This is a genomic window from Tabrizicola sp. (assembly GCF_051645465.1).
Taxonomy (GTDB): Bacteria; Pseudomonadota; Alphaproteobacteria; order Rhodobacterales; family Rhodobacteraceae; genus Tabrizicola.
The window spans coordinates 1-20,806 of sequence record NZ_JBOFBI010000385.1 but is presented as its reverse complement, the minus strand read 5'-3'; the positions used below and the strand labels follow the sequence as shown (position 1 = coordinate 20,806).

Annotated in this window: 16 protein-coding genes; 5 read left to right on the top strand and 11 right to left on the bottom strand. The window is 65.9% G+C overall.

Annotated features, from left to right (window positions below; translation table 11 throughout):
• Positions 1-56: 56 nt before the first annotated feature.
• The gene (locus tag ACRCSW_RS23555; RefSeq protein ID WP_438708088.1) at positions 57-2,588 is read right to left on the bottom strand and encodes a response regulator; all 2,532 of its coding nucleotides are present in this window, start codon (positions 2,586-2,588) and stop codon (positions 57-59) included.
• Between the two features lie 182 nt (positions 2,589-2,770).
• Between ACRCSW_RS23555 and ACRCSW_RS23550 the strand changes: the two genes are divergently transcribed.
• Both ACRCSW_RS23550 and pbpC read left to right on the top strand, forming a co-directional pair.
• Positions 2,771-8,224 (top strand): alpha-2-macroglobulin family protein, encoded by a 5,454-nt coding sequence (locus ACRCSW_RS23550; protein ID WP_438708087.1) that lies wholly within the window; start codon positions 2,771-2,773, stop codon positions 8,222-8,224.
• A 148-nt stretch (positions 8,225-8,372) separates the two neighbouring features.
• Positions 8,373-10,415 carry a penicillin-binding protein 1C gene (pbpC, locus tag ACRCSW_RS23545; RefSeq protein ID WP_438708086.1) on the top strand — a complete coding sequence of 681 codons (2,043 nt, stop codon included), beginning with the start codon at positions 8,373-8,375 and terminating at the stop codon, positions 10,413-10,415.
• A 93-nt stretch (positions 10,416-10,508) separates the two neighbouring features.
• On the opposite strand, the gene bktB is transcribed toward pbpC, so the two are convergent.
• A complete protein-coding gene (gene bktB, locus ACRCSW_RS23540; protein WP_438708085.1) occupies positions 10,509-11,666 on the bottom strand; it encodes a beta-ketothiolase BktB in 1,158 nt (385 codons plus the stop codon).
• Positions 11,667-11,797: 131 nt separating this feature from the next.
• Here bktB and ACRCSW_RS23535 point away from each other — a divergent pair, with 131 nt between their 5' ends.
• Positions 11,798-12,898, top strand: a complete 1,101-nt coding sequence (locus ACRCSW_RS23535) for an MFS transporter (RefSeq protein WP_438708084.1) — start codon at positions 11,798-11,800, stop codon at positions 12,896-12,898.
• A 32-nt stretch (positions 12,899-12,930) separates the two neighbouring features.
• Here the strand turns inward: ACRCSW_RS23535 and ACRCSW_RS23530 are convergent, their stop codons facing one another.
• The gene (locus ACRCSW_RS23530) at positions 12,931-13,491 is read right to left on the bottom strand and encodes a DUF2585 domain-containing protein (protein WP_438708083.1); all 561 of its coding nucleotides are present in this window, start codon (positions 13,489-13,491) and stop codon (positions 12,931-12,933) included.
• A gap of 51 nt (positions 13,492-13,542) precedes the next feature.
• On the opposite strand from ACRCSW_RS23530, the gene ACRCSW_RS23525 reads away from it, so the two are divergent.
• Together ACRCSW_RS23525 and ACRCSW_RS23520 are read left to right on the top strand one after the other, a co-directional pair.
• Positions 13,543-13,983: a hypothetical protein gene (locus ACRCSW_RS23525; RefSeq protein ID WP_438708082.1), complete on the top strand. Its 441-nt coding sequence runs from the start codon at positions 13,543-13,545 to the stop codon at positions 13,981-13,983.
• On the top strand, positions 13,980-14,201 hold the full coding sequence (locus tag ACRCSW_RS23520) for a hypothetical protein (RefSeq protein ID WP_438708081.1): 222 nt from the start codon (positions 13,980-13,982) through the stop codon (positions 14,199-14,201). The genes ACRCSW_RS23525 and ACRCSW_RS23520 overlap by 4 nt, the downstream gene beginning before the upstream one ends.
• Before the next feature lie 216 nt (positions 14,202-14,417).
• Here the strand turns inward: ACRCSW_RS23520 and ACRCSW_RS23515 are convergent, their stop codons facing one another.
• The 8 genes from ACRCSW_RS23515 to serA form a co-directional block, all read right to left on the bottom strand.
• Positions 14,418-14,561 carry a hypothetical protein gene (locus tag ACRCSW_RS23515; RefSeq protein ID WP_438708080.1) on the bottom strand — a complete coding sequence of 48 codons (144 nt, stop codon included), beginning with the start codon at positions 14,559-14,561 and terminating at the stop codon, positions 14,418-14,420.
• A gap of 12 nt (positions 14,562-14,573) precedes the next feature.
• Complete coding sequence (locus tag ACRCSW_RS23510) at positions 14,574-14,957, bottom strand: hypothetical protein (protein ID WP_438708079.1); 384 nt, start codon at positions 14,955-14,957, stop codon at positions 14,574-14,576.
• Between the two features lie 113 nt (positions 14,958-15,070).
• Positions 15,071-15,604: a nuclear transport factor 2 family protein gene (locus tag ACRCSW_RS23505; RefSeq protein ID WP_438708078.1), complete on the bottom strand. Its 534-nt coding sequence runs from the start codon at positions 15,602-15,604 to the stop codon at positions 15,071-15,073.
• 84 nt (positions 15,605-15,688) lie between these two features.
• Entirely contained in the window at positions 15,689-16,630 is a 942-nt protein-coding gene (locus tag ACRCSW_RS23500; RefSeq protein WP_438708077.1) for an alpha/beta hydrolase, read from the bottom strand.
• Between the two features lie 118 nt (positions 16,631-16,748).
• On the bottom strand, positions 16,749-17,066 hold the full coding sequence (locus tag ACRCSW_RS23495) for a helix-turn-helix domain-containing protein (protein ID WP_438708076.1): 318 nt from the start codon (positions 17,064-17,066) through the stop codon (positions 16,749-16,751).
• A gap of 436 nt (positions 17,067-17,502) precedes the next feature.
• A complete protein-coding gene (locus ACRCSW_RS23490) occupies positions 17,503-18,255 on the bottom strand; it encodes a helix-turn-helix domain-containing protein (protein WP_438708075.1) in 753 nt (250 codons plus the stop codon).
• A gap of 78 nt (positions 18,256-18,333) precedes the next feature.
• Entirely contained in the window at positions 18,334-19,071 is a 738-nt protein-coding gene (locus ACRCSW_RS23485) for a metallophosphoesterase (protein WP_438708074.1), read from the bottom strand.
• 80 nt (positions 19,072-19,151) lie between these two features.
• Positions 19,152-20,744, bottom strand: a complete 1,593-nt coding sequence (gene serA / locus ACRCSW_RS23480) for a phosphoglycerate dehydrogenase (protein WP_438708073.1) — start codon at positions 20,742-20,744, stop codon at positions 19,152-19,154.
• Positions 20,745-20,806 lie beyond the last annotated feature (62 nt).

Here is a 20,806-nt window from a genome sequence, read left to right as displayed (position 1 = left end):
CCACGAGGGGGAGGGGAGGCGCTTGGGGCGGTTGGCGCGCTTGACTTCAGACGTGGTCAGGCGGCCCTCTCGGTCGCGATCACGGGCGGGCGGGCCTCACGCGGGCAATGCTCGGACAGAGCGCTTTCGATTGCGGTCTTGCGCAGCGGTTTCGTCAGGTAGCGGTCGATCCCGGCGGCGAGGATGCCTTCGGCGTCGCCCTCCATTGCATGCGCGGTCAGGGCGACGATCGGCACATTCGAGCCTAGCGCGCGGATGGTGCGGGCGGCTTCCTTGCCGTCCATCTCGGGCATCGAGATATCCATGAAAATGAGGTCGGGCTGGAAGCTCTGGAACTTCTCAACCGCGATCCGGCCGTTGTCGGCAAAGACCAGCTCGATATCCATGTCGCGCACCATCTTCTGGAAGACCAGCTGGTTTGTCCGGTTGTCTTCCGCCGCGAGGACGCGCATCTGGCGAAGGTCCACGGCTGCGACCGGGGCCGCCTCAACCACTTCGGGGGCCGCAGGGGCGGTGAGACCCTGCAGGTGGCGGTAGAGATCGGACCGCAGGATCGGCTTTTGCAGGACCGCCGCAAAATCAGCCGCACGCGCCCCGAGTGCAGTGGCGTGCGAGCTTAGGAGTATCACCGGCAACTCGTGACCTGCGCTGCGGATGCGCTGCAAAAGCGTCACTCCGTCCATTTCCGGCATCGCATGGTCGGTCAGGACCACATCATAGGGTTCGTCGGCTGCCAGCCGCTCCAGCACCTCGGCGCCCGAGCGGCAGAGCGTGACCGCGATGCCGCAGGGGGCAAGCTGACGTTCCAGGATGGTTCGGTTGATGAACTGGTCGTCGACCGCGATCACCCGCTTCACCGAAACCGGCACCTGCACCGGCCCCGCATCCTCGGCCACCGGGAGGGTCACGCGAAACCCGAAGCTGGAGCCCTTGCCGAAGTCGCTGTCGACCCAGACCGCGCCACCCATGTGTTCGATCAGCCGCTGGGTGATCGCAAGGCCAAGGCCGGTGCCTTCGAACTTGCGGTTCCGCTCATCCTCGACCTGGTTGAACTCGCCAAAGATGTGGTCAAGGAATTCGGGCGCGATGCCGATGCCGGTGTCTTCCACCGTCACATGCAGCGTCTGGAGGCCGCCGTCTTCGTCGATCCCGACGACGCGGGTCAGGACATGGCCCTTTTCGGTGAACTTCACCGCGTTGCCGATGAGGTTCGTGAGCACCTGCCTAAGCCGTCCTGGATCGGCCACGAAGCGGGTGGGCAGGAACATGTCGAAGTCGATCATGAGGTCGATGCCCTTTTCCCGCGCGCGGGGTTGAAGGAGCATCGTCACCTCGTGGATCGTGCGTTCAAGGTCGAAGGGTTCGGGACGCAGGGTCAGCCGCTCTGCCTCGATCTTGGAATAGTCGAGGATGTCGTTGATGATTACGAGAAGCGCCTCGCCCGAGGACCGGATGGTTTCGGCGAAGAGGCGCTGTTCCTCGGTCAGCGCGGTGTCGCAGAGCAGTTCGGCCATGCCGACGACGCCGTTCATCGGGGTGCGGATCTCGTGGCTCATGTTGGCGAGGAAGGCCGACTTCGCGCGGTTCGCGGCCTCGGCGGCCTTGCGGGCGGCATCGAGCGCGGCCTGCTGTTCGCGCAGCGCGGTGATGTCCGTGCGCAGGCCGACGCGGCCGCCGTCGGGGGTGATGTGGTCGGATTCAAGGATCACCCGGCCGCCCGCAAGCGCATTCTCGGCGATCGTGTCGGCAGCGCGGAAATGCTGCAGGCGGTTCGTCAGCCAATCCTCTTCGGACCCCACGGCCTCGGGGATGTGGCCGTTGCGAAGGCCGTTGCGCAAAAGATCCTCAAACGTGACGCCGGGCTGCATGAGCGGCGCAGAGTCGGGGAACATCTCACGATAACGCTGGTTGCAGGCCAAAAGACGTTCCTCCCGGTCAAAGAGAACAAAACCATCGGGCAGCACGTCGATTGCGGCCCAGATGCGCATCTGTTCGGTGATGTCGATGGCAAGCGAGACAAGGTCGCCATCCCGGGCGCGGCGATCCTGAAGCTTGATCCAGGTGCCGTTCAGGAGCTTCAGCGTCACCGGCTCAAGCGGGTCGGTCTCGATCCGGGCAAGCATGCGGGCCACGAAGTCTTCGGTCGTTTCCTCGCCGAGGTCGAGCTTGGTGTTGGCGAAGATGCCAAGCATTTCGTCATAGGGGATGCCGGGGGCGACGTGCTGGCCGTCGAACGACGAAAGCCAGGCCCGGTTCGCGGTCGCAAGCTTCAACGAGGTGTCGAAGACGGCGAACCCGTCGCGCACGGTGTCGATCGCGTCCCAGAGCCTGCGTTCAGCCATGACGGCAGCGGTATGGGCGCGGTCGAGGTCTTCGACGAAACGGGTGTTCTGATCCTTCAGAACCTCCGCCTCGGACAGCGCGGACCTTACGGCCTGGCGCTGTTCGACGATCTGGTCGGACAGCGAGCGGGCATGGATCGCCAGCTTTTCGTTGGCGGCGAAAAGTTCGCGGCTTTTTTGTTCAAGCAGGCGTTCGGCAGCAAGCCTTCCGCGCCGTTCTTTGACCAGACGTTCCGAAAGATCCATCGCTTCCCAGCCGAGATTCTGCCCCGAACCCGGCTTTGCGATTGAACCGCACGTCTGGATTCCGCGACTACACTCCCTGAACAAAATGAACCAAGGCTTAACGCTGAAAGGGTCGGCCTGGCCTTGCCAGTAAGTCCCCGGACATGCGACATTTACGCCAATCCATCAGGGAGGCATTTTCGATGCGTTGGTTTCTGAAAGCGGTTGTTTGGGCGGTATTCCTTGGTGTTTCGGGGCTGGCCCAAGCGCAGGAGCTGATTCCCGAGCGGCGCTTCGTGGTGAGCCAGGATCAGGACCTGCCGGGGGGCGATGTCGCATCGATCTTCGACACCACGATCGAGGCCTGCGAGCGGGCCTGCCTGACCAACGCGCGCTGCACGGCCTATGTGTTCAACACCCAGAACGGATCGTGCTTCGTGAAGAACGGGCCGGGCGAGGGCGTGTTCTTCGCGGGTGCCTATTCGGCCTACGTGATCGAGGCGGACGCTTCGGTGCGAGAGGCGGCGAAGGAGCGGCGGGTCGAGCTTTCGTTCCTGCAGGACTGGGACATTCAGCCGGCCTTCGAGCAGGCGCTGGGGCTTGGTCGCCAGCACACGACGGGCCCATGGACCGCCGAGGAACATCTCGCGGCGGCTTTGAACGCTGAAGTAGCGGGCGATTGGGCAGGAGCCGCGGCCTATACGGGTGCCGCGCTGAACCTGACGGATGACGCGGCGACCTGGGGCGAGTTTGCCCGGCGGCAGCTGGAGGCCGGGAAGGCGGATTCGAACCAGTCGGGGTACTTCTTCAACCAGGCGTTCCTGTCGTCGGTCAACGCCTATCTGCGGGCCGTGGATCCGGCGCTGCGGCATACGATCCTGGTGACGATGGCCGACGTACTGGAGCGGAATGGCCGGGGCCGGGATACGGTGCAGGCGCTGCGGCTGGCTCAGGGGCTGCAGGAGCGGACGGATACGGCGGCGCTTCTGGACGATGCGATTGGCAAGTACGGCTTCCGGATTGCCGAGACGATCGTGCAGTCCGACCTGGCACGCCCGCGGATCTGCGCGACCTTCTCGGAGGACCTGGTGGCGTCGGGGGTCGATTATTCGACCTTCGTGCAGCTGACCGAGCCTGGGATGGTGGTTGAATCGGGCGGCTGGCGGCAGCTTTGCGTCACGGGCCTGGAGCATGGCAAGCGCTATACGGTGACGTTCCGCGAGGGGCTGCCGGCGGCGGACGGGCAGACGATGGCGAAGTCGGTCGAGATTTCGCAGTACATCCGCGACCGCGCGCCGGGGGTGAAGTTCCCAGGCCGCGGCTATGTGCTGCCGAAGGCCGGTGAGGCCGCGCTGCCGGTCGAGACGGTGAATACCGAGAAGCTGGACCTGACCCTGTACCGGGTGACGGACCGGAACCTTCTGCGGTCGATCCAGGACTACTATTTCGGCGCGCCGATCAACGTCTATTCGGAAGAGTACTTCGCCGACACGGTGGGCGAGGAGCTCTGGACCGGCACGGCCACTGTGACGCAGGAGGTGAACAAGGACGTCACCACCCGCCTGCCGCTGGGCGAGGCGCTGGAGGGGCTGCCTGCGGGTATCTATGCGCTGAAAGCGGCGGTGCCGGGGGTTGACCCCTACAACATCCCGCCGGGCTGGCAGTGGTTCGTGATCTCGGACCTCGGGGTCACCACGATGTCGGGCGTCGACGGGCTGCATGTGTTCGTCCGTGCGCTTGGGACTGCCGAGGCAAAGACGGGCGTGACGGTTGAACTGTTGAACCGCGCCAACACGGTGCTGGGCACGGCCACGACCGACGATCAGGGCTATGCGGTCTTCGATGCGGGGCTGACGCGGGGGACGGGCGGTTCGGCCCCGGCGATGGTGGTGGTGAAGGAGGGCGATCAGGACATCGCCTTCCTGTCGCTGACCGATCCGGAGTTTGACCTGTCCGACCGTGGGGTCGAGGGCCGTGAGGCGGCGCCTCCGGTCGATGTGTTCCTGACTACCGACCGTGGGGCCTATCGGGCTGGCGAAACCGTTTATGTGACCGCCCTTGCCCGCGATGCCGAACAGGCTGCGGTCGAAGGCCTGCCTCTGACTGCCGTTCTTATGCGACCCGATGGTGTGGAATACTCGCGCCAGCTGGTCGAGGATTCCGGTGCGGGCGGGCATGTCTTCAGCTTGCCTATCGCCGGGTCGGCTCCGCGCGGGGTGTGGCGGCTGGAGATGTATGCCGATCTTGAGGCTCCGGCGCTGACCTCGGCGACGTTCCTGGTCGAGGATTTCCTGCCCGAGCGGATCGACTTTGACCTGACCATGGCCGATACACCTTTGCTGGTCGGCGTCGATTCCGCCTCTGATCTGACGGTGGCGGCCCGCTACCTGTTCGGTGCGCCGGGTGCTGGCCTTGCCATCGAGGGCGAGGTGCTGCTGCGTGCCGCCGAGGGGCTGGAGGCTTACCCCGGCTATGTCTTCGGCCGCCACGACCAGCCCTTTAGTGCACAGATGTCGTCGCTGAACTCGGCCGAGACGGACGAGGCGGGCAATGCGGTGGTCCCGGTCTTCCTGCCGATCATCGAAGACCCGTACCGCCCGCTTGAGGCGCGCGTGACGATCCGCGTTGCCGAAGGCTCTGGCCGCCCGGTCGAACGGTCGGTGACGAAGAAGATATCGTCGTCCGATCAGCTGATCGGGGTGAAGCCGATGTTCGATGGCGTGGCGCAGGAAGGCGGCGAGGCGCGGTTCCAGCTGATCGCGGTTGACGCGAACGAAGCGCTGACCGCCCTGCCGGTGACCTGGACGGTCGTCCGGGTCGAGTATGACTATCAGTGGTACCAATCCTACGGCAACTGGAGCTGGGAGCCGGTCGTCAACCGGACGCCTGTCGCCGAAGGGGAAGCGACGCTCGGAGCCGCCCCGGTAGAGATTGCCGCTGACGTCGACTGGGGAACCTACGAAATTGTCGTCGAGCGCGCCGATGGGGGCAAGGCCGCGACCTCGATGGAGTTCTATGCCGGCTGGTATGCGCCCGCCGATGCGTCGGCCACGCCCGATACGCTGGAGCTGTCGCTTGACAAGGAAGCTTACAAGCCGGGCGACACCGCGACCTTGCGGATCGTGCCGCGGGCTGCGGGGACAGCGCTGGTGACGGTGCTGTCGAACCGGCTGGTTTCCATGCAGGCGGTCGAGGTGAAGGAAGGCGAGAACCTGATCCAGCTTCCCGTCACCGACGAATGGGGTGCGGGCGTGTATGTGACCGCCTCGGTCCTGCGTCCGATGGACGTGGCGGCGGGCCGGAACCCGGCGCGGGCGCTGGGGCTGACCCATGCGTCGATCGATCCGGGCGAGAGGGCGCTTTCGGCTGTCGTCGAAGTTGCCGCCGAAGCCGCCCCCCGTGGGCCGCTGGAGGTTGCGGTGAAGGTCGATGGTGTGGCGGAGGGCGAAACCGCCTGGGTCACGATTGCTGCGGTGGACGTGGGCATCCTGAACCTGACGGGTTTTGAGGCGCCCGATCCGCAGGGCCATTACTTCGGCCAGCGGCGTCTGGGCGTGGGTATCCGCGACATCTATGGCCGTCTGATCGACGGGCTGAATGGCGCTGTGGGCGAGGTCCGCTCGGGCGGCGACGCGGGCGCGCAGGCGAAACTGCAGGCGCCACCTCCGACAGAGGAGCTGGTGGCCTATTTCACCGGCCCGGTCGAAGTGGGCCCCGATGGCTATGCGCGGACGACGTTCGACCTGCCAAGCTTCAACGGCACCGTGAAGGTCATGGCCGTCGCCTGGTCGAAGACCGGCGTGGGCCAGGCCACAGCCGATGTGCTGGTGCGCGACCCGGTGGTGGTAACGGCAAGCCTGCCGCGCTTCATGTCGCCGGGGGACAGCTCGCGGTTGCTTCTGGAGATCGTCCATGCCACCGGGCCTTCGGGCCGGATGAGCCTGGATGTTGTTGCAAACGGGTTGACCCTGGGCGAAGTGCCCTCGGGCTTTGAGCTTGCCGACAATGCCAAGGCGGTCTTCGAGGTGCCGGTAACGGCGGGTGGGGTGGGTATTCAGACCATCGATGTCAGTCTGACCACGCCGGACGGCAAGGTCTTGAAGAAGACCCTGACCATTCCGGTGCAGGTGAACGACCCGGAGGTCGCCAAGATCTCGCGGCTGGAACTGGCGTCGGGGCAGACCTTCACCTTTGACGAGAACGTCTTCGTCGGGCTGGTCGAAGGGTCGGGCAAGGCGACCATGGCCGTCGGTCCTTTGGCGCGGCTGAATGCGCCGGGGCTTCTGGCGGCCTTGGACCGCTACCCCTATGGCTGCACCGAGCAGATGACCAGCCGCGCGCTGCCGCTGCTCTACTTCGACGAAATCGCCCGCGTGATGGAGTTGAAGGGTGCCGACAACATTCAGCAGCGCATCGACGAGGCGGTGGTGGAGATCCTGGCGAACCAGTCCTCGACCGGCGGCTTCGGCCTCTGGGGTCCGGGGCAGGGCGACTTCTGGCTCGACGCCTATGTGACCGACTTCCTGAGCCGGGCGAAGGCGCAAGGCTATCAGGTGCCGGACCTTGCGTTGCGGAATGCGCTGGCGAACCTGCGGAACCAGGTGAACTACGCGCCCGACTTCAGCGCCGAGACCAATGGCGGTGGCGAGGCTCTGGCCTATGCGCTGATGGTGCTGGCCCGCGAGGGTGCGGCGGCGGTGGGCGACCTGCGCTACTACGCCGACGTGAAGGGGGACGACTTCTCTACCCCCATCGCGCAGGCGCAGCTGGCGGCGGCGCTGGCGTCTTACGGCGATCAGGCGCGGGCCGATGCGATGTTCCGCAAGGCCGCAGCCAAGATGGAGGCGCTGGCGGGTCCGGATGTCGAGCAGATCTGGCGGGTGGACTATGGCACACGGTATCGCGACGCGGCGGCTTTGCTGACGCTGGCGGTCGAGGCCGGGTCTCAGGCCGTGGACCGCGAGGCGCTGACCGACCGGATCGCGGTGCAGGGCAACCTGCTGTCGACGCAGGAAGCGACCTGGGCGCTTCTGGCGGCGAATGCGCTGATCGACCGGCCGGGGACGGAAGGCATCACCATCGACGGCAAGCCCGCCGATGGGCCGTTGGTCCGGGTGCTGGATGCAGGCTCGGTGACCCCGGTAGTGGTGAAGAACGACGGCCCCGACACGACGGTGACGGTAACGACGTATGGGGTGCCGTCGGAACCGGAACCGGCAGGCGGCAACGGCTATGCGATCAAGCGGACCTACTACACCATGGCCGGTGAAGAGGTGACGGTTGAGAACGTGGCGGCGGGCACGCGGCTGGTGACGGTCCTGGAGGTAACGCCCTTCAGCTACGGCGAAGCCCGGCTGATGGTGTCGGACCCGCTGCCTGCGGGCTTCGAGATCGACAACCCGAACCTGATGTCGGCGGGGTCGACCTCGGAGCTGGGGTGGCTGGATACGCTGCAGGACGTGCAGCATTCGGAGTTCCGGCAGGACCGGTTCCTGACGGCGGTGGACTGGTCCTCGGACCAGAGCTTCCGTCTTGCCTATGTCGTCCGCGCCGTATCGCCCGGCACGTTCCACCACCCAGCGGCCTCGGTCGAGGACATGTACCGCCCCGACTTCCGGGCGCGCAGTGAGACCGGGACCCTGACCATCACGCCGTAAGGATGGAGCAACGGCGAGCATATGCGCCTCCCCTCCCCCCCGTGGGGAGGGGATGGGGGTGGGGGGCTCCCGGCAGATGTCGCGCAGCCCCCCCTCCCTCTCCCTCCCCCACCAGGGGGGCGGGAAGCGCTTGGCGCAGGCGGTGGTCATGATGCGCGCCCGATGGTTCGTTGCCCTGGCTTTGGGCCTCTGGCTTGCCGCCCTCGGGCGCGACCGGTTTGACGACTGGATCGACGCGACGGTCCTGCCGCCCTTGGCGGTGGAAATGTCCATCGAGGTTCTGGACCGGGATGGTGATCTCTTGCGGGCCTATACCGTGGCCGATGGCCGCTGGCGGTTGGCGCTGCCGCCGGACAAGGTGGACCCGCTCTATCTCCAGATGCTCATGGCCTATGAGGACAAGCGGTTCCGCGAGCATGCCGGGGTCGACCCACGGTCGATGACACGGGCGGTGCTGCAGGCGGTGTGGAACGGGCGGGTCGTCTCGGGCGGGTCGACCCTGACGATGCAGGTCGCGCGGCTTCTGGAGGAGGGGACGACCGGGGAAGTCGCGGGCAAGCTGCGGCAGATGCGGGTGGCGCTGGCCTTGGAGCGGCGGCTGAGCAAGGACCAGATCCTGCAGCTTTATCTGCACCTTGCACCTTTCGGAGGGAACCTTGAAGGCGTGCGGGCCGCGTCGATCAGCTACTTCGGGAAGGAACCGTCGCGCCTGACCCCGGCGGAGGCAGCGCTGCTGGTGGCAATCCCGCAAAGCCCTGAAAACCGCCGCCCCGACCGGGCCGCCGACAAGGCCGAGGCCGCGCGGAACCGGGTGCTGGCGCGGGCGGTGGGTGAGGGTGTGATCGACGCGGAGGAGGCCGAGGCCGCTTTGCGCGAAGAGGTGCCTGGCATCCGCAAGCCCTTCCCGGCGCTGGCCCCGCATCTCGCCGACCGGGCGCGGGATGAGGAGCCGCAGCTTCTGACCCATGTCCTGACCCTGGACGTCGAGTTGCAGCGAAAGCTTGAGACGCTGGCGGCGGAGGCGGTCGAAGGCCGGGGGGAAGAGTTGCAGGTGGCTATCCTGGTCGCCGACCATGCCTCGGGCGAGATTCTCGCGTCGGTCGGATCGGCGGGCTATCAGGCGGACCTGCGGCAAGGGTTTGTCGACATGACCCAGGCGCTGCGCTCGCCGGGATCGACGCTGAAACCGCTGGTCTATGCGCTGGCTTTCGACGAGGGCCTTGGGCATCCCGAAACGATGATCGAAGACAAGCCGATGACATTCGGCACCTACGCGCCGCAGAACTTCGACCGGCTCTACCGCGGCACGATCCGCCTGCGCGAGGCGTTGCAGCTGTCGCTGAACATCCCCGTCGTGCAGCTGACCGAGGCGCTGGGGCCTGCCAAGCTGATCTCGGCGATGGAGAAGGCGGGGATGAAGCCGGTGTTTCCGGGTGACCAGCCGGGTCTCGCGATTGCGCTCGGCGGGGTGGGGGTGACGCTGTCGGATATGGTGCAGCTTTATGCCGCGCTTGCGCGGGGCGGAGTCGTGCGGCCGCTGACTTACCGGATGGAGGGTGAGGCGGCCGAGGGGCAAAGGCTGGTCTCCGAGGTCGCGGCCTGGCAGGTGGGGGACATTCTGGCGGGCCTCGCACCGCCTCCGGGGGCACCGTCGAACCGGCTTGCCTACAAGACGGGCACGTCTTACGGCCACCGCGATGCCTGGGCCATCGGCTTTGACGGCACGCATGTGATCGGGGTCTGGATGGGCCGGGCCGACGGCACGCCGGTGCCGGGGGCTTTCGGTGCGGATGTGGCCGCGCCGGTGCTGTTCCAGGCCTTCAACCGGCTGAAAGGGAAGCTTGATCCGCAGCCTGCCGCGCCCGCCTCGACCCTCCTAGTCTCAAACGCGGAACTGCCGCAGCCCTTGCAGCGGTTCCGCTCGCGCTCGGCGGCGTTCGAGATGGAAGCTGATGCCCCAGCGGTGGCGTTCCCGCCGGATGGGGCGGAGGTTGAGTTGCTGGCAGCGGGGCTGAAGGTCAAGGTGAATGGTGGGACGGCGCCCTTTACCTGGCTGGCCGACGGAGTACCGATCGTGGTCGCTTCGGACGAACGCGAGGCGATGCTGGCAATGCCAGGGGCTGGGTTCGTGACGCTGAGCGTGATCGATGCCGAAGGGCGGTCGGACCGGGTGCAGGTCGAGTTGCGGTAGGGCGGGACGGGGTGCGCTCGTCGATGACTTCGTCACTCCTCGCTGGTGTTCCGACGAGTAGACGAAGTCGAACGAGGAGGCACGCCGGAGAGGTCAGGCGCTCTCGATCCCCAGCGCGATGCCTTGGCCGCCGCCGATGCACATGGTGATGAGCGCGGTGCGGCCCCCGGTGCGTTCCAGCTCATGCAGCGCTTTGACCACCAGCATCGCCCCGGTCGCGCCCACCGGATGGCCAAGGGCGATGGCCCCGCCGTTCGGGTTCACCTTGGCTGGGTCAAGCTCCAGCGCGCGGGAGACGGCGAGGGCCTGCGCTGCGAAGGCCTCGTTCGATTCCACCAGGTCGAAATCCTGGGGCTTGATCCCGAGCTTCTTGCACAGCGCCTGCACGGCAGGGATCGGCCCGATCCCCATTACCTTGGGATCAACACCCGCATGAGCATAGCCCATGATCCGGGCGCGCGAGCCCTTTGCGTACCGGGACAGAACCAGCGCCGCCGCGCCGTCGTTGATGCCGGAGGCGTTCCCTGCGGTCACCGAGCCGTCCTTCTGAAAGACCGGTTTGAGGCCCGCTAAGGCCTCGGCGCTGGTGGCTTTGGGGTGCTCATCGGTGTCAAAGATCACGGGGCCTTTCTTGCCGCCGATCTCGATGGGCGCGATCTGGTCGGTGAACCGCCCTTCGGCAATCGCCCGGGCGGCGCGGGTCTGGCTTTCGAGGGCAAAGGCATCCTGATCCTCGCGGGTGATGCCGTGCTGCGCGGCCACGTTCTCCGCTGTCACTCCCATATGCCCGGTGCCGAAGGGGCAGGTCAGCGCACCGGTCATCATGTCCAGAGCGCGGGTGTCGCCCATCTTCTGGCCGAAGCGGGCTGTGGGCAGGATGTAGGGCGAGCGGCTCATGCATTCGGCTCCGCCCGCGAGCGCCATCTCGGCATCCCCCAGCATCAGGGCTTGCACTGCCGAGACCACCGCCTGGGCGCCCGAACCGCAAAGGCGGTTCACGTTCATCGCGGGCGTCGTCTCGGGGATGCCCGCCTGCATGGCCATGACGCGGGAAAGGTACATGTCGCGGGGTTCGGTGTTGATGACATGGCCCATGACGACATGGCCGATCTGCGCACCCTCCACCCCGGCGCGGGCGAGGGCTGCTTTGGCGGCATGGGTGGCGATGTCGATGGGCGGCATCCCGGCGAGTGAGCCGCCGAAGCCGCCGATGGCGGTGCGGGCGGCTGAAAGGATGTGGATGTCGGTCATGGGTCCCTCCGTCTGTTTTGCGGAGCATGCCCCAATTTGGCGAAGCTGCCGAGACAACGTAGCGTCACATGGTCACCATTGACAGTGGCAGATCGGCGGGGGAAGTCAGGCAGGTCAGCAGGAGCGCAGCTTTGAAAGACCTGATCCGGACCCATGCGGCGCTGCTTTTCGCTGGAGTGGCGACCTTCGTGATGATGGGGGCGGGGCAGGCGCTTTTGGGGCCCGCGCTGCCGGTCTATGTGCTGGACTTCCGGCTGGGTGAGGGCGAGGGGGGGCTGTTCGTCTCGCTCTTTTGGGTCGGCTGCTTTCTGGGCGTTGGGCTTATGTATTTCAACGGGGGCGTGATTGGTCCCCGGCATGCGCTGGCGGCGATGGGCGTGGGCGCCGGGGGGATGGCGGTCGGGGGCAGCTGGGGGCTGACGCTGGTCGCGACGGTGGTTTTCGGCCTGGGCTACGGGATGGCGACGGCGGTCTTCAACCCGCGGGTGATGCGGGCTTTCGGGCGGCACGGGCCGTCGATGCTGAGCCTTCTGAACGCGACCTTCGGGGTGGGCGCGATTGCAGCGCCGTTGGCCTTTGTCTGGCTTGGCAGCGATCCACGCTGGGCCTTCGGGCTGGTGGCTGCGGTGGTTGCAGGGATCTGGGTCTTCGCCGGGCCTGCCGGCCGGGCGGGCTCGGCGCCTCAGGGCGAGGTCAAGGCCTTCAGGCCGCATTGGGCGATCCTGGCGTTCGGAGCGGTGGCGATCGGGATGGAGGCGAGCCTGGCGGGGCTTGGGCCGTCTGCGCTGATCCGGGCGGGGGTCGAGGAGGCGCGGGCGTCGGAACTGCTGAGCGCGTTCTTCGTGGTGTTCCTGCTGGCCCGGGTGGCGCTGATCTTTGTGGCGCACCGGGTGCAGCCGTTTTTCCTTTTCACCCTGTCGGTCAGCTCGGCCGCGGTCTTTGCGCTGGGGGCGGTCTTCGTCTCGCCCTCGGTCTTCTTCGTGGCGATGGGGGCGTCGACAGGGGTGTTCTTTCCGGGCTTCTATGTCACGGCAAGCGGCAAGATGGGCGAGGATATCCGGGTGCCGCCGACCATCGTCGCCTCGGGCCTGGTGGGGGCAATTGGTGTGCCCCTGATCCTCGCACCGCTGGTGGCGGGCATGGGGGACCGGGGGTTTTTCTGGGTGGTGGCGGGGATCCTGCTGACGCTGACGGCGGCGGCGCTGCTGTCCTGGCGGCGGATGCGCGTGTAAACGCGCCGAATTTTCGACGAAAATTCGCAGGGTCAGCGCAGGGCTTGCCAGTCGGACACGGCTTCGACCGGGTAGGTCAGCATCAGGATGTTCAGCGCCAGACCATCGCGGATGAGCCAGATGGTCACCGCCTCGAAGACGAGGATAATCGCGACGGTCGCCCAGACTGGCAGCTTTGACGCCAGCCAGAAGCCAAGCACCATGGCCAGCACATCGGCCACCGTGTTCAGGACGGAATCGCCGTAGTAATCCAGCGAGATGGTGACCGACCGGTAGCGCTCGATCACCGCGTCAGAGTTCTCGGCGATCTCCCAGGCGCATTCGACCAGCGTGGCAATCGCAAGCCGCCAGCCCAGCGACAGCCGCCGTGCGAAAAGCCAGAGGAGGCCGTAGAACAGGAACCCGTGGATGATGTGGCTGGGGGTGTACCAGTCCGAGATGTGCTGCGAATTCTCGGAGCTTACGACCTGGCCATGCCAGAGCTTGATGTAGCCGCATTTGCAGATCGGCTCGCGTCCGATCCAGAGAAGGTAAGCTGCGGAGAGTAGGATAATCCCTACCAGGACAACGGTCGGCGAGAAGCGTCTTATCATGGCGCAAGGGAATCACGGGTTTCGCGCCCCGTCCAGCGGAATGAGGATGCGATGCGGAAGATGATGATGGCTGTGGCTTTGGGGATGATGCCGGTGGGGGCCGAGGCCTGCACCTATCTTGAACCGTTCGAAATGAAGAACATCGCCGGGGCCGAGCTTGTGGTTGTGGGCGAGGTGACGGGGTATCAGGACCTTGGCTCTCCCTGGGGTGCGGCATTGGTGACCGTCCAGGTGGACGATGTGCTGAAGGGCAAGGCCAAGGGCGAAGTCACTTTCATCTGGAACAGCGGGATGGCGCAGGGGCCGCATGAATCCCGGGCGACCGGCCGGGTGCTGATAGGCGCCATGGATGGAGGACGGATTGCGGTCAGCGACATGGCCCCGGACGCGCGACCGGACTTGCCTTCCATCGTGCAGCCCTATTGTGGTGAGGTGTGGATGCAGCCCGCAACCAAGGCAACCGTGGCGGAGGCGCGAAAGGCTCTGGAATGACGGAAAAGAACCCCTACCGCTTCGGCCCCACGCGGGGCGAGCTGTGGTTCTGGCTTTGGATGTCGGCCGGCGGCTTCTGCCTGATGGCCGTGGCCTTGTTCGTGCGCGGCATTCCGGAAGGCCCGGCGATTGCCGAGGTCGTGGGGCTTGCGACGGTGGTTTTCGGCTATCTGGGCGGGCGGTCAGTCAAGCGGCTGATCCGGCGGGAGCATCCTTGAAGCGGTGCTTCGCACCTCTGCCCTGGTGGCGCTTCTCATTGCGACCTGGACGTCATTGAGGCTGTCTCCGACGACCAGCCGCCCGGCATGGTCGCGCTGTGGCTGACCTAAGGCGTCGGTCGCAGCGAGGAAGTTTTGAATAGCGAAGACGGTGCCCGAGGAAAGCCGCCGTTCCTCGCGCCGGGTCTCCAGCGCCAGGTCGTTGATGTAAAGCCGCTAGGTGATACCGTCCGCCCAGTCGACGCTGGCGTAATGCTGCATCTTGGTGCGGAAGTCGTCCGGCAGGGCGATCCGCGCGCCCTCCTGCGCCACAAGCGCCAGCGGGAGGAGGCCGATCGCAAGGGTCAGAAGGGGGCGCATCGTCTGTTCCCCCTACCGGTTGGTCATGCGCCAGCTGTCGATCTTGCCGCCCTCAACCGTGAAGACATAGCGGGCGGGCGAGGTCATGCTGCCGCCGCGTCCCCACATGACCAGCGCATCGACCGTATCGCCGGTCACCGTGGCGCTTTCGATCATGAACTGCGATCCGGGGCCGGTGATGTCGCTGGTGATCCAGCCGTCAAAACCGTCGCCCCGCGTGAGGTTGCCGTCGAGTGAATAGGCATAGCCTGCGTCCGGGGTGAAGCTGCCTTCGACAGTGGCGGCATCGCCCGAGGCCATCGCGGCAATCAGCGCGTCGACGGCGTCCTGCGGGCCGGTCGCGAAGGCGGGGGTGGTGAGGGCCAGGAAGGCCACGGAAAGGGTGAAGCGTTTCATCGTCAGTCTCCTTGAGGGTCAGGGTGTTTCTGTCGAGGCCCCCCACCCCCAACCCCTCCCCACACGGGGGGAGGGGAGGCGCTTTGGCGGAAAGGCCTGTTTGCTGATCGGCGTCAGGGGGTCAGCGCCTTGGCCCGTTCCATGGCCTGGGTCGCCACGTCGCGGTCGCCGATCTCTTCGGTCATGGCGAATTCCATCCGCGTGACCTTCCATTCACCGTCGATCTTCTGCAGATCCCAGTTGTAGTTGCCCACCGGGCGCCACAGCTGATCACCGATCCAGTGGCGGCCATCGACAAATGCCGTCGCCGTGGCGGTGTCGCCGGTCACCGTGGCCTGCACGTCCGACAGCTCATGCCAGGTCGCATCGAACCCCGGCACGATCCCGCGCCATGCGGTCATCAGGTCGGCGGGGGTCATCGTCGCAGGCTCGCCACCCCAGAGGCTGGTGTAGTCGATGACGATTTCGGGAGCGAAGGCCTGCTCGGCGAGGTCGTAGGCCGCAAGGTCGACGGCCAGCGGGATCGACGAGACGACCGAGATCACGCGAGACGTTTCGATGTCCCCAACTGCAGGAAGCTCGCGCGTTTCTGCAAGGGCAGGCAGAGAAGTGGCGGCCAGAGCGGCGGCAAAAGCAAGGGTTTTCATGGCATGGTTCCTTTCATTCATGGGGGTTTGGGAAAGGACCCGCACCGGGGAGGGAGGCATCCGGTGCAGGTCATGGCGCCGGGATCAGCTGCCGAAATGCTCGGCAACCGTATTGGCGGCGGCGTCGACCGCATCCTCGCGGTCGTAGAACGAGAACTGGTCGACGTTATCCAGCCACTCGACCACAGCTTCGCCGGTGTAGCCGGCAAGGAAGGCGCGCACGCCATCCGGGATCGCAGCGGCTTCGGAGTGGACGATGGCCAAGGGCTTGTCGAAGGCAGCCGCATGGTCGGCGGGCAGGTAGGTCAGCCAGGCTTCCCAGCTGAGGTTGTTCCACTGGTTGTCGTAGGCCGGGATCGCTCCACGGGCCGGGTCGGCATAGTAGCCGTCCATCGCCATCAGCACGCCCTCGGTGCCCGCAGGCCCCGCCGCGCCGATGATCACGCCGCCCGGCGTTGCGGCAGCATCCGCCGCCATCTGCCGCAGCCCCGCGACGCCTTCAGCGCCGCCATAGACCGCCTCGACGATCGTCTGGTTCTGCAGCCACGGCGCTACCAGGCCGACATTCTTGACCAAGGGGTTGCCGGTCGCGGCATCAACCATGTAGCCCGCCGACGCGCAGATCCCGAGGCCGCTGATATTGGCCGCATCCACCTCCGGCAGCGCCGCCACCGTCTCGAACGCGGCCTTCAGGTCGCTGATCTTGGCGGCCGGGTCTTCCTTGAAGCGGATGTTCTGCGGCAGGTCGCCGGATTTGCCCCAGCCGCGGAAGTCGAAGGTGAAGGCGGCAAAGCCACGCTCGACCATCTCTTCGGCGTATTCGCGGGGCATCTGCTCCTCGACGCTGGTCCAGGCGCCGGTCACGACGACCGTGGGCAGCTTCTCGCCGTTGTAGTCGGCGGGCAGATACAGGGTGCCCGACAGCGTGACGCCTTCGTTCTCGAAGGTCACCGTGCGGGTCTGCACCTCGGCCATGGCAGTCGTGGCGAGCAGCATGGCGGCGGCGGAAAGGGTCAGGGTTTTCATCGTTCGTCTCCATCTCTCTTGGGCGCTTGCCCGGTTGCGATGGGATGAAGATGGCAGCCGAGCGGTCGCCTGAGAGGCGCGGTTCTTGCGGTTGGTTATGCGATTCTTGCGGAGTTTCTCAGTGCGCGCGGAAGGCCGCAGGCGTTACCCCGACACGCGTCCGGAAGTGTTGGCCAAAACGGCTGACGTCGTTGTAGCCAATGTGCAATGCGATCAGGGAAAGGCTGAGCCTCATGGTTCGCAGCAGAAGCTTCGCCAGATCGATCCTGGCACCGATGACATATTGCAGCGGTGACTGGCCCGTCGCCGCCTTGAAGGCCCGCGCGAAGTTAAAGGCGCTCATCGCCGCCTCTTCAGCAGGTTCGATGAGGGAAATGTCCTCGGCGAGGTAATCGTTGATGAATTCGACCGCGAGTCTTATCCGCCGGTCATCCATCGGCCGCGCGGCCTCATTGATCGGAGAAACGGTTGACGGGACTTCCGCAGCGAACGCGCGTTCCAGCGTCTCGTGATAGATCGCCCCATCTCTCTGAATTTCGGCGCGCGAAGGGCAAGCTGAACCATGAGCAGCGCATGCGGATCATCAAAGACACAGCACCCTTCGCTTCCGCCCGGCATGATCAGGCCTTCGTGTGCCATAGGCGGCACATGGCGGTGCCGGTCCGCTCCATGAGCAAGCCAATGCCGGGGTTGATCAACAAGTCAAATCCCGACCGTCATGCTTTGAAAGCTGTAGGCGGCCACTCCTGCTTCGAAGCGGATTGTCTCGACATTGATCATGCGCTGGCCTTGCGATCGTTTTTGCTCCTTTGGGGGCGGACACTCCGCCGAACCTGCGTCTTGCCATTGATGGGCGGCGGCAGCCAGAAATCTCACCCCGCCCGATACGTCCCCGGCGTGACACCGGTGTGCCGTTTGAAATGCTGGCCAAAGCGGGAAAGATCGCCATAACCCACACGCCAGGCGACTTCGGCCACCGGCAGGGCGGGGCTCTTCAGAAGCGCCTTGGCGGTTTCGATCCTGGCGCGGATGACGTATTGCAGCGGGCTTGTCCCGGTTGCCGCCTTGAACGCGCGGGCGAAGTGGAACGAGCTCATCGCAGCCTCGTGCGCGAGGGTTTCCAGCGAGATGTCTTCGGCCAGATGGTCGGTAATGTAGGCCACGGCGCGGCGGAGGCGCGGGTCGTCTAGCGCCTGGGTTTCGGACGCCTCGGGTGCCAGGGTCTGGACGATCTGCGCGACCAGAGCGCGCTCCATGGTTTCGCGGAACAGCGTGCCCTGGGACGCGAAGTCGGGGGCCTTCATGGCAAGCTCGACCGTCAGCGCGGAAAGCGCGCCGACCTGGGGGGCAAAGCCCGCGGTGCCGCCCATTTCGGTCATCAGGCGGTCGGGGATGGCCACGGTCAGAAACTCAAGCGGGGCGTCGTAGCGGCAGAGGCCCTCGCTGCCGGCGGGCATGATCCAGCCCTCGCGCGCCTTCAGCGGGCGGTGGTCGCGGCGGTCGGAACCGATCGCAAGGCGATGGGTGGGCTGATCGACAAGGAAGATGCCAAGGGTCGCCTGGTCCAGCCGGAAAGCGCCGCCTCCGGCGGGGGTTGCCGCGATCTGCGCCTTGACGCCTGACATCCTGCCTCCGGATCGTGGATGGCAGGGATATGGGATCAGGCGTGGGCCAAGTCCAGACCCCGGCCTGCGTTTGCCGGTTCAGCCGCCACGGATCGGCAGCCTCCGGCGCCCCTCGGGGGTCAGAAGTGCGGCCTCCCGCCCCTCGATGACCACGGCAGACAGGGGACCGCCATAGGCCGCACCGCTGTCAAGGTTCAGGCGGTTGCCATAGTGGGTGGCAGCGTCGATGGTCGTGTGGCCATGGACGACAAGGGGGCCGAAGCTGATGCGTTCGATCAGGAAGGGCTCGCGGATCCAGATGAGATCGGTCTCGGTCTGCTCTTCCAGGGGGACGCCCGGACGGATGCCTGCGTGGACGAAGAGCGCCTCGCCCGTCTGATGGTAAAGCGGCAGGCTGTCGATGAAGGCCACGTGAGCGGCGGGAACGGCCTTGGCGGCATCGGCGTGGACCTTGGCGACCGGGCGGTCGGCGGCGTTCTCGACCCCGTAGGAGGCAAGCGTTGCGGCCCCGCCGAGCCGGGGATGAAGCCACGAAAGCTCGGACCAGAGGCGGGGATCGCGGTCCTCGGGGTCGCGGAGGAACCGGGTGAAGAGGCGGTCGTGGTTGCCTTTGAGGGTGACCCAGTCCTCGCCCGCTGCAACGCCCAGCATCAGGAAGTCGATCACGCCCCGGCTGTCAGGGCCACGGTCGACAAGGTCGCCGATATGGATCACCTGCCCCGGACCGTGGCGGGCCATGTCCTCGGCAATCAGCTCGTGCGCGGCCTGAAGAAGGCCGAGATGACCGTGGATATCGCCGATGGCGTAAAGGTGCATGGGTGGCTCTGGCTGAAAGGCCGGGGGCCAGCCCCCGGACCCCCGGGATATTTGGGCAAAGATGAAAGGGCAAGGGGGCGTCAGCCGACCTCGAACTGCAGGGCCTTGACCTGGCTGAACATGCCGGTGCTTTCCAGGGTCTCGATCACCTTGGGGTCGATCGGCTGGTCGAGGTAGAGGATGGCAATCGCGTCCTGCCCGACGCCCGAGCGGCCAAGGGTGAAGTTCGCGATGTTGACGTTGTTCTTGCCCATGGTCATCCCCAGAAGGCCGATGATGCCGGGCACGTCCTCGTTCGTGGTGTAAAGCATGTGGGCGCCGATCTCGGCGTCGATGTTGATGCCCTTGATCTGGATGAAGCGCGGTTTGCCATCGCTGAAGCAGGTCCCGGCGACCGAGCGTTCGCGCTTGTCGGTGACCATCGTGACCTTGATGTAGGCCTCGAATATGCCGGTCTGGTCTTGCCTTGTGGTCGAGAGCTGGATACCCTTCTCCTTCGCCACCACGGGGGCGGAGACGAGGTTCACGTCCGGGTTCTGGGCCTTGAGGACACCGGCAATCACCGCCTGGTTCAGCGCGGCGAGGTTCATGCCGGCGACGGAGCCGTCATAAAGGATGTTGATCGCCTTGATCGGCTCGTCCGTCATCTGGCCGATGAAGCTGCCGAGGTGGGAGGCAAGCTTGATCCAGGGGCCCATGACGGCGGCCTCTTCCGCCGTGACGTTCGGCATGTTGAGCGCGTTCTGGACCGCGCCGGTCAGGAGGTAATCCGACATCTGCTCGGCGACCTGAAGGGCGACGTTCTCCTGCGCTTCGGTGGTCGAGGCGCCAAGGTGCGGGGTGACGACAACGTTCGGATGGTTGAAGAGCGGGTTCTCGGTGGCGGGCTCGACCTCGAAGACATCAAGTGCTGCACCGGCGACATGGCCGCTGTCGAGCGCGTCCTTCAGGGCCGCTTCGTCGATCAGGCCGCCCCGGGCGCAGTTGATGATGCGGACGCCCTTCCTGGTCTTCGCAAGGTTCTCGCGGCTGAGGATGTTGCGGGTCTTGTCGGTGAGCGGGACGTGGAGCGTGATGAAATCGGCGCGGTGGAGGAGCTCGTCGAGGTCCACCTTCGTCACGCCAAGCTGCTTGGCGCGGTCGTCGGAGAGGAAGGGATCGTAGGCCACGACCTTCATGTGCAGGCCAACGGCGCGGTCGCATACGATGCCGCCGATGTTGCCCGCGCCGATCACGCCGAGGGTCTTGTTGAAAAGCTCAACCCCCATGAACTTGGACTTTTCCCACTTTCCGCTGTGGGTAGAGGCGTTGGCTTCCGGGATTTGCCGGGCAACAGCGAACATCATGGCGATGGCATGCTCGGCGGTGGTGATCGAGTTGCCGAAGGGGGTGTTCATCACGATCACACCCTTTTTGGACGCGGCGGGGATGTCGACGTTGTCGACCCCGATCCCGGCACGGCCGACGACCTTCAGGCGGGCCGCGTTGGCCAGAAGCTTGTCGGTGACCTTGGTGGCCGAGCGGATGGCAAGGCCGTCATACTGGTCGATGACGGCGGCAAGGGCGTCTTTGTCCTTGCCAAGTTTGGGCAGATAGTCGACCTCGACCCCTCGGTCGCGGAAGATCTGGACGGCGGTTTCGGAGAGTTCGTCGGATACGAGGACTTTGGGCATGGGGATGGTCCTTGGATGTCGGGGAAGGAGAGTCGGGCTGAAGCCCGACCTACGATGTGGGT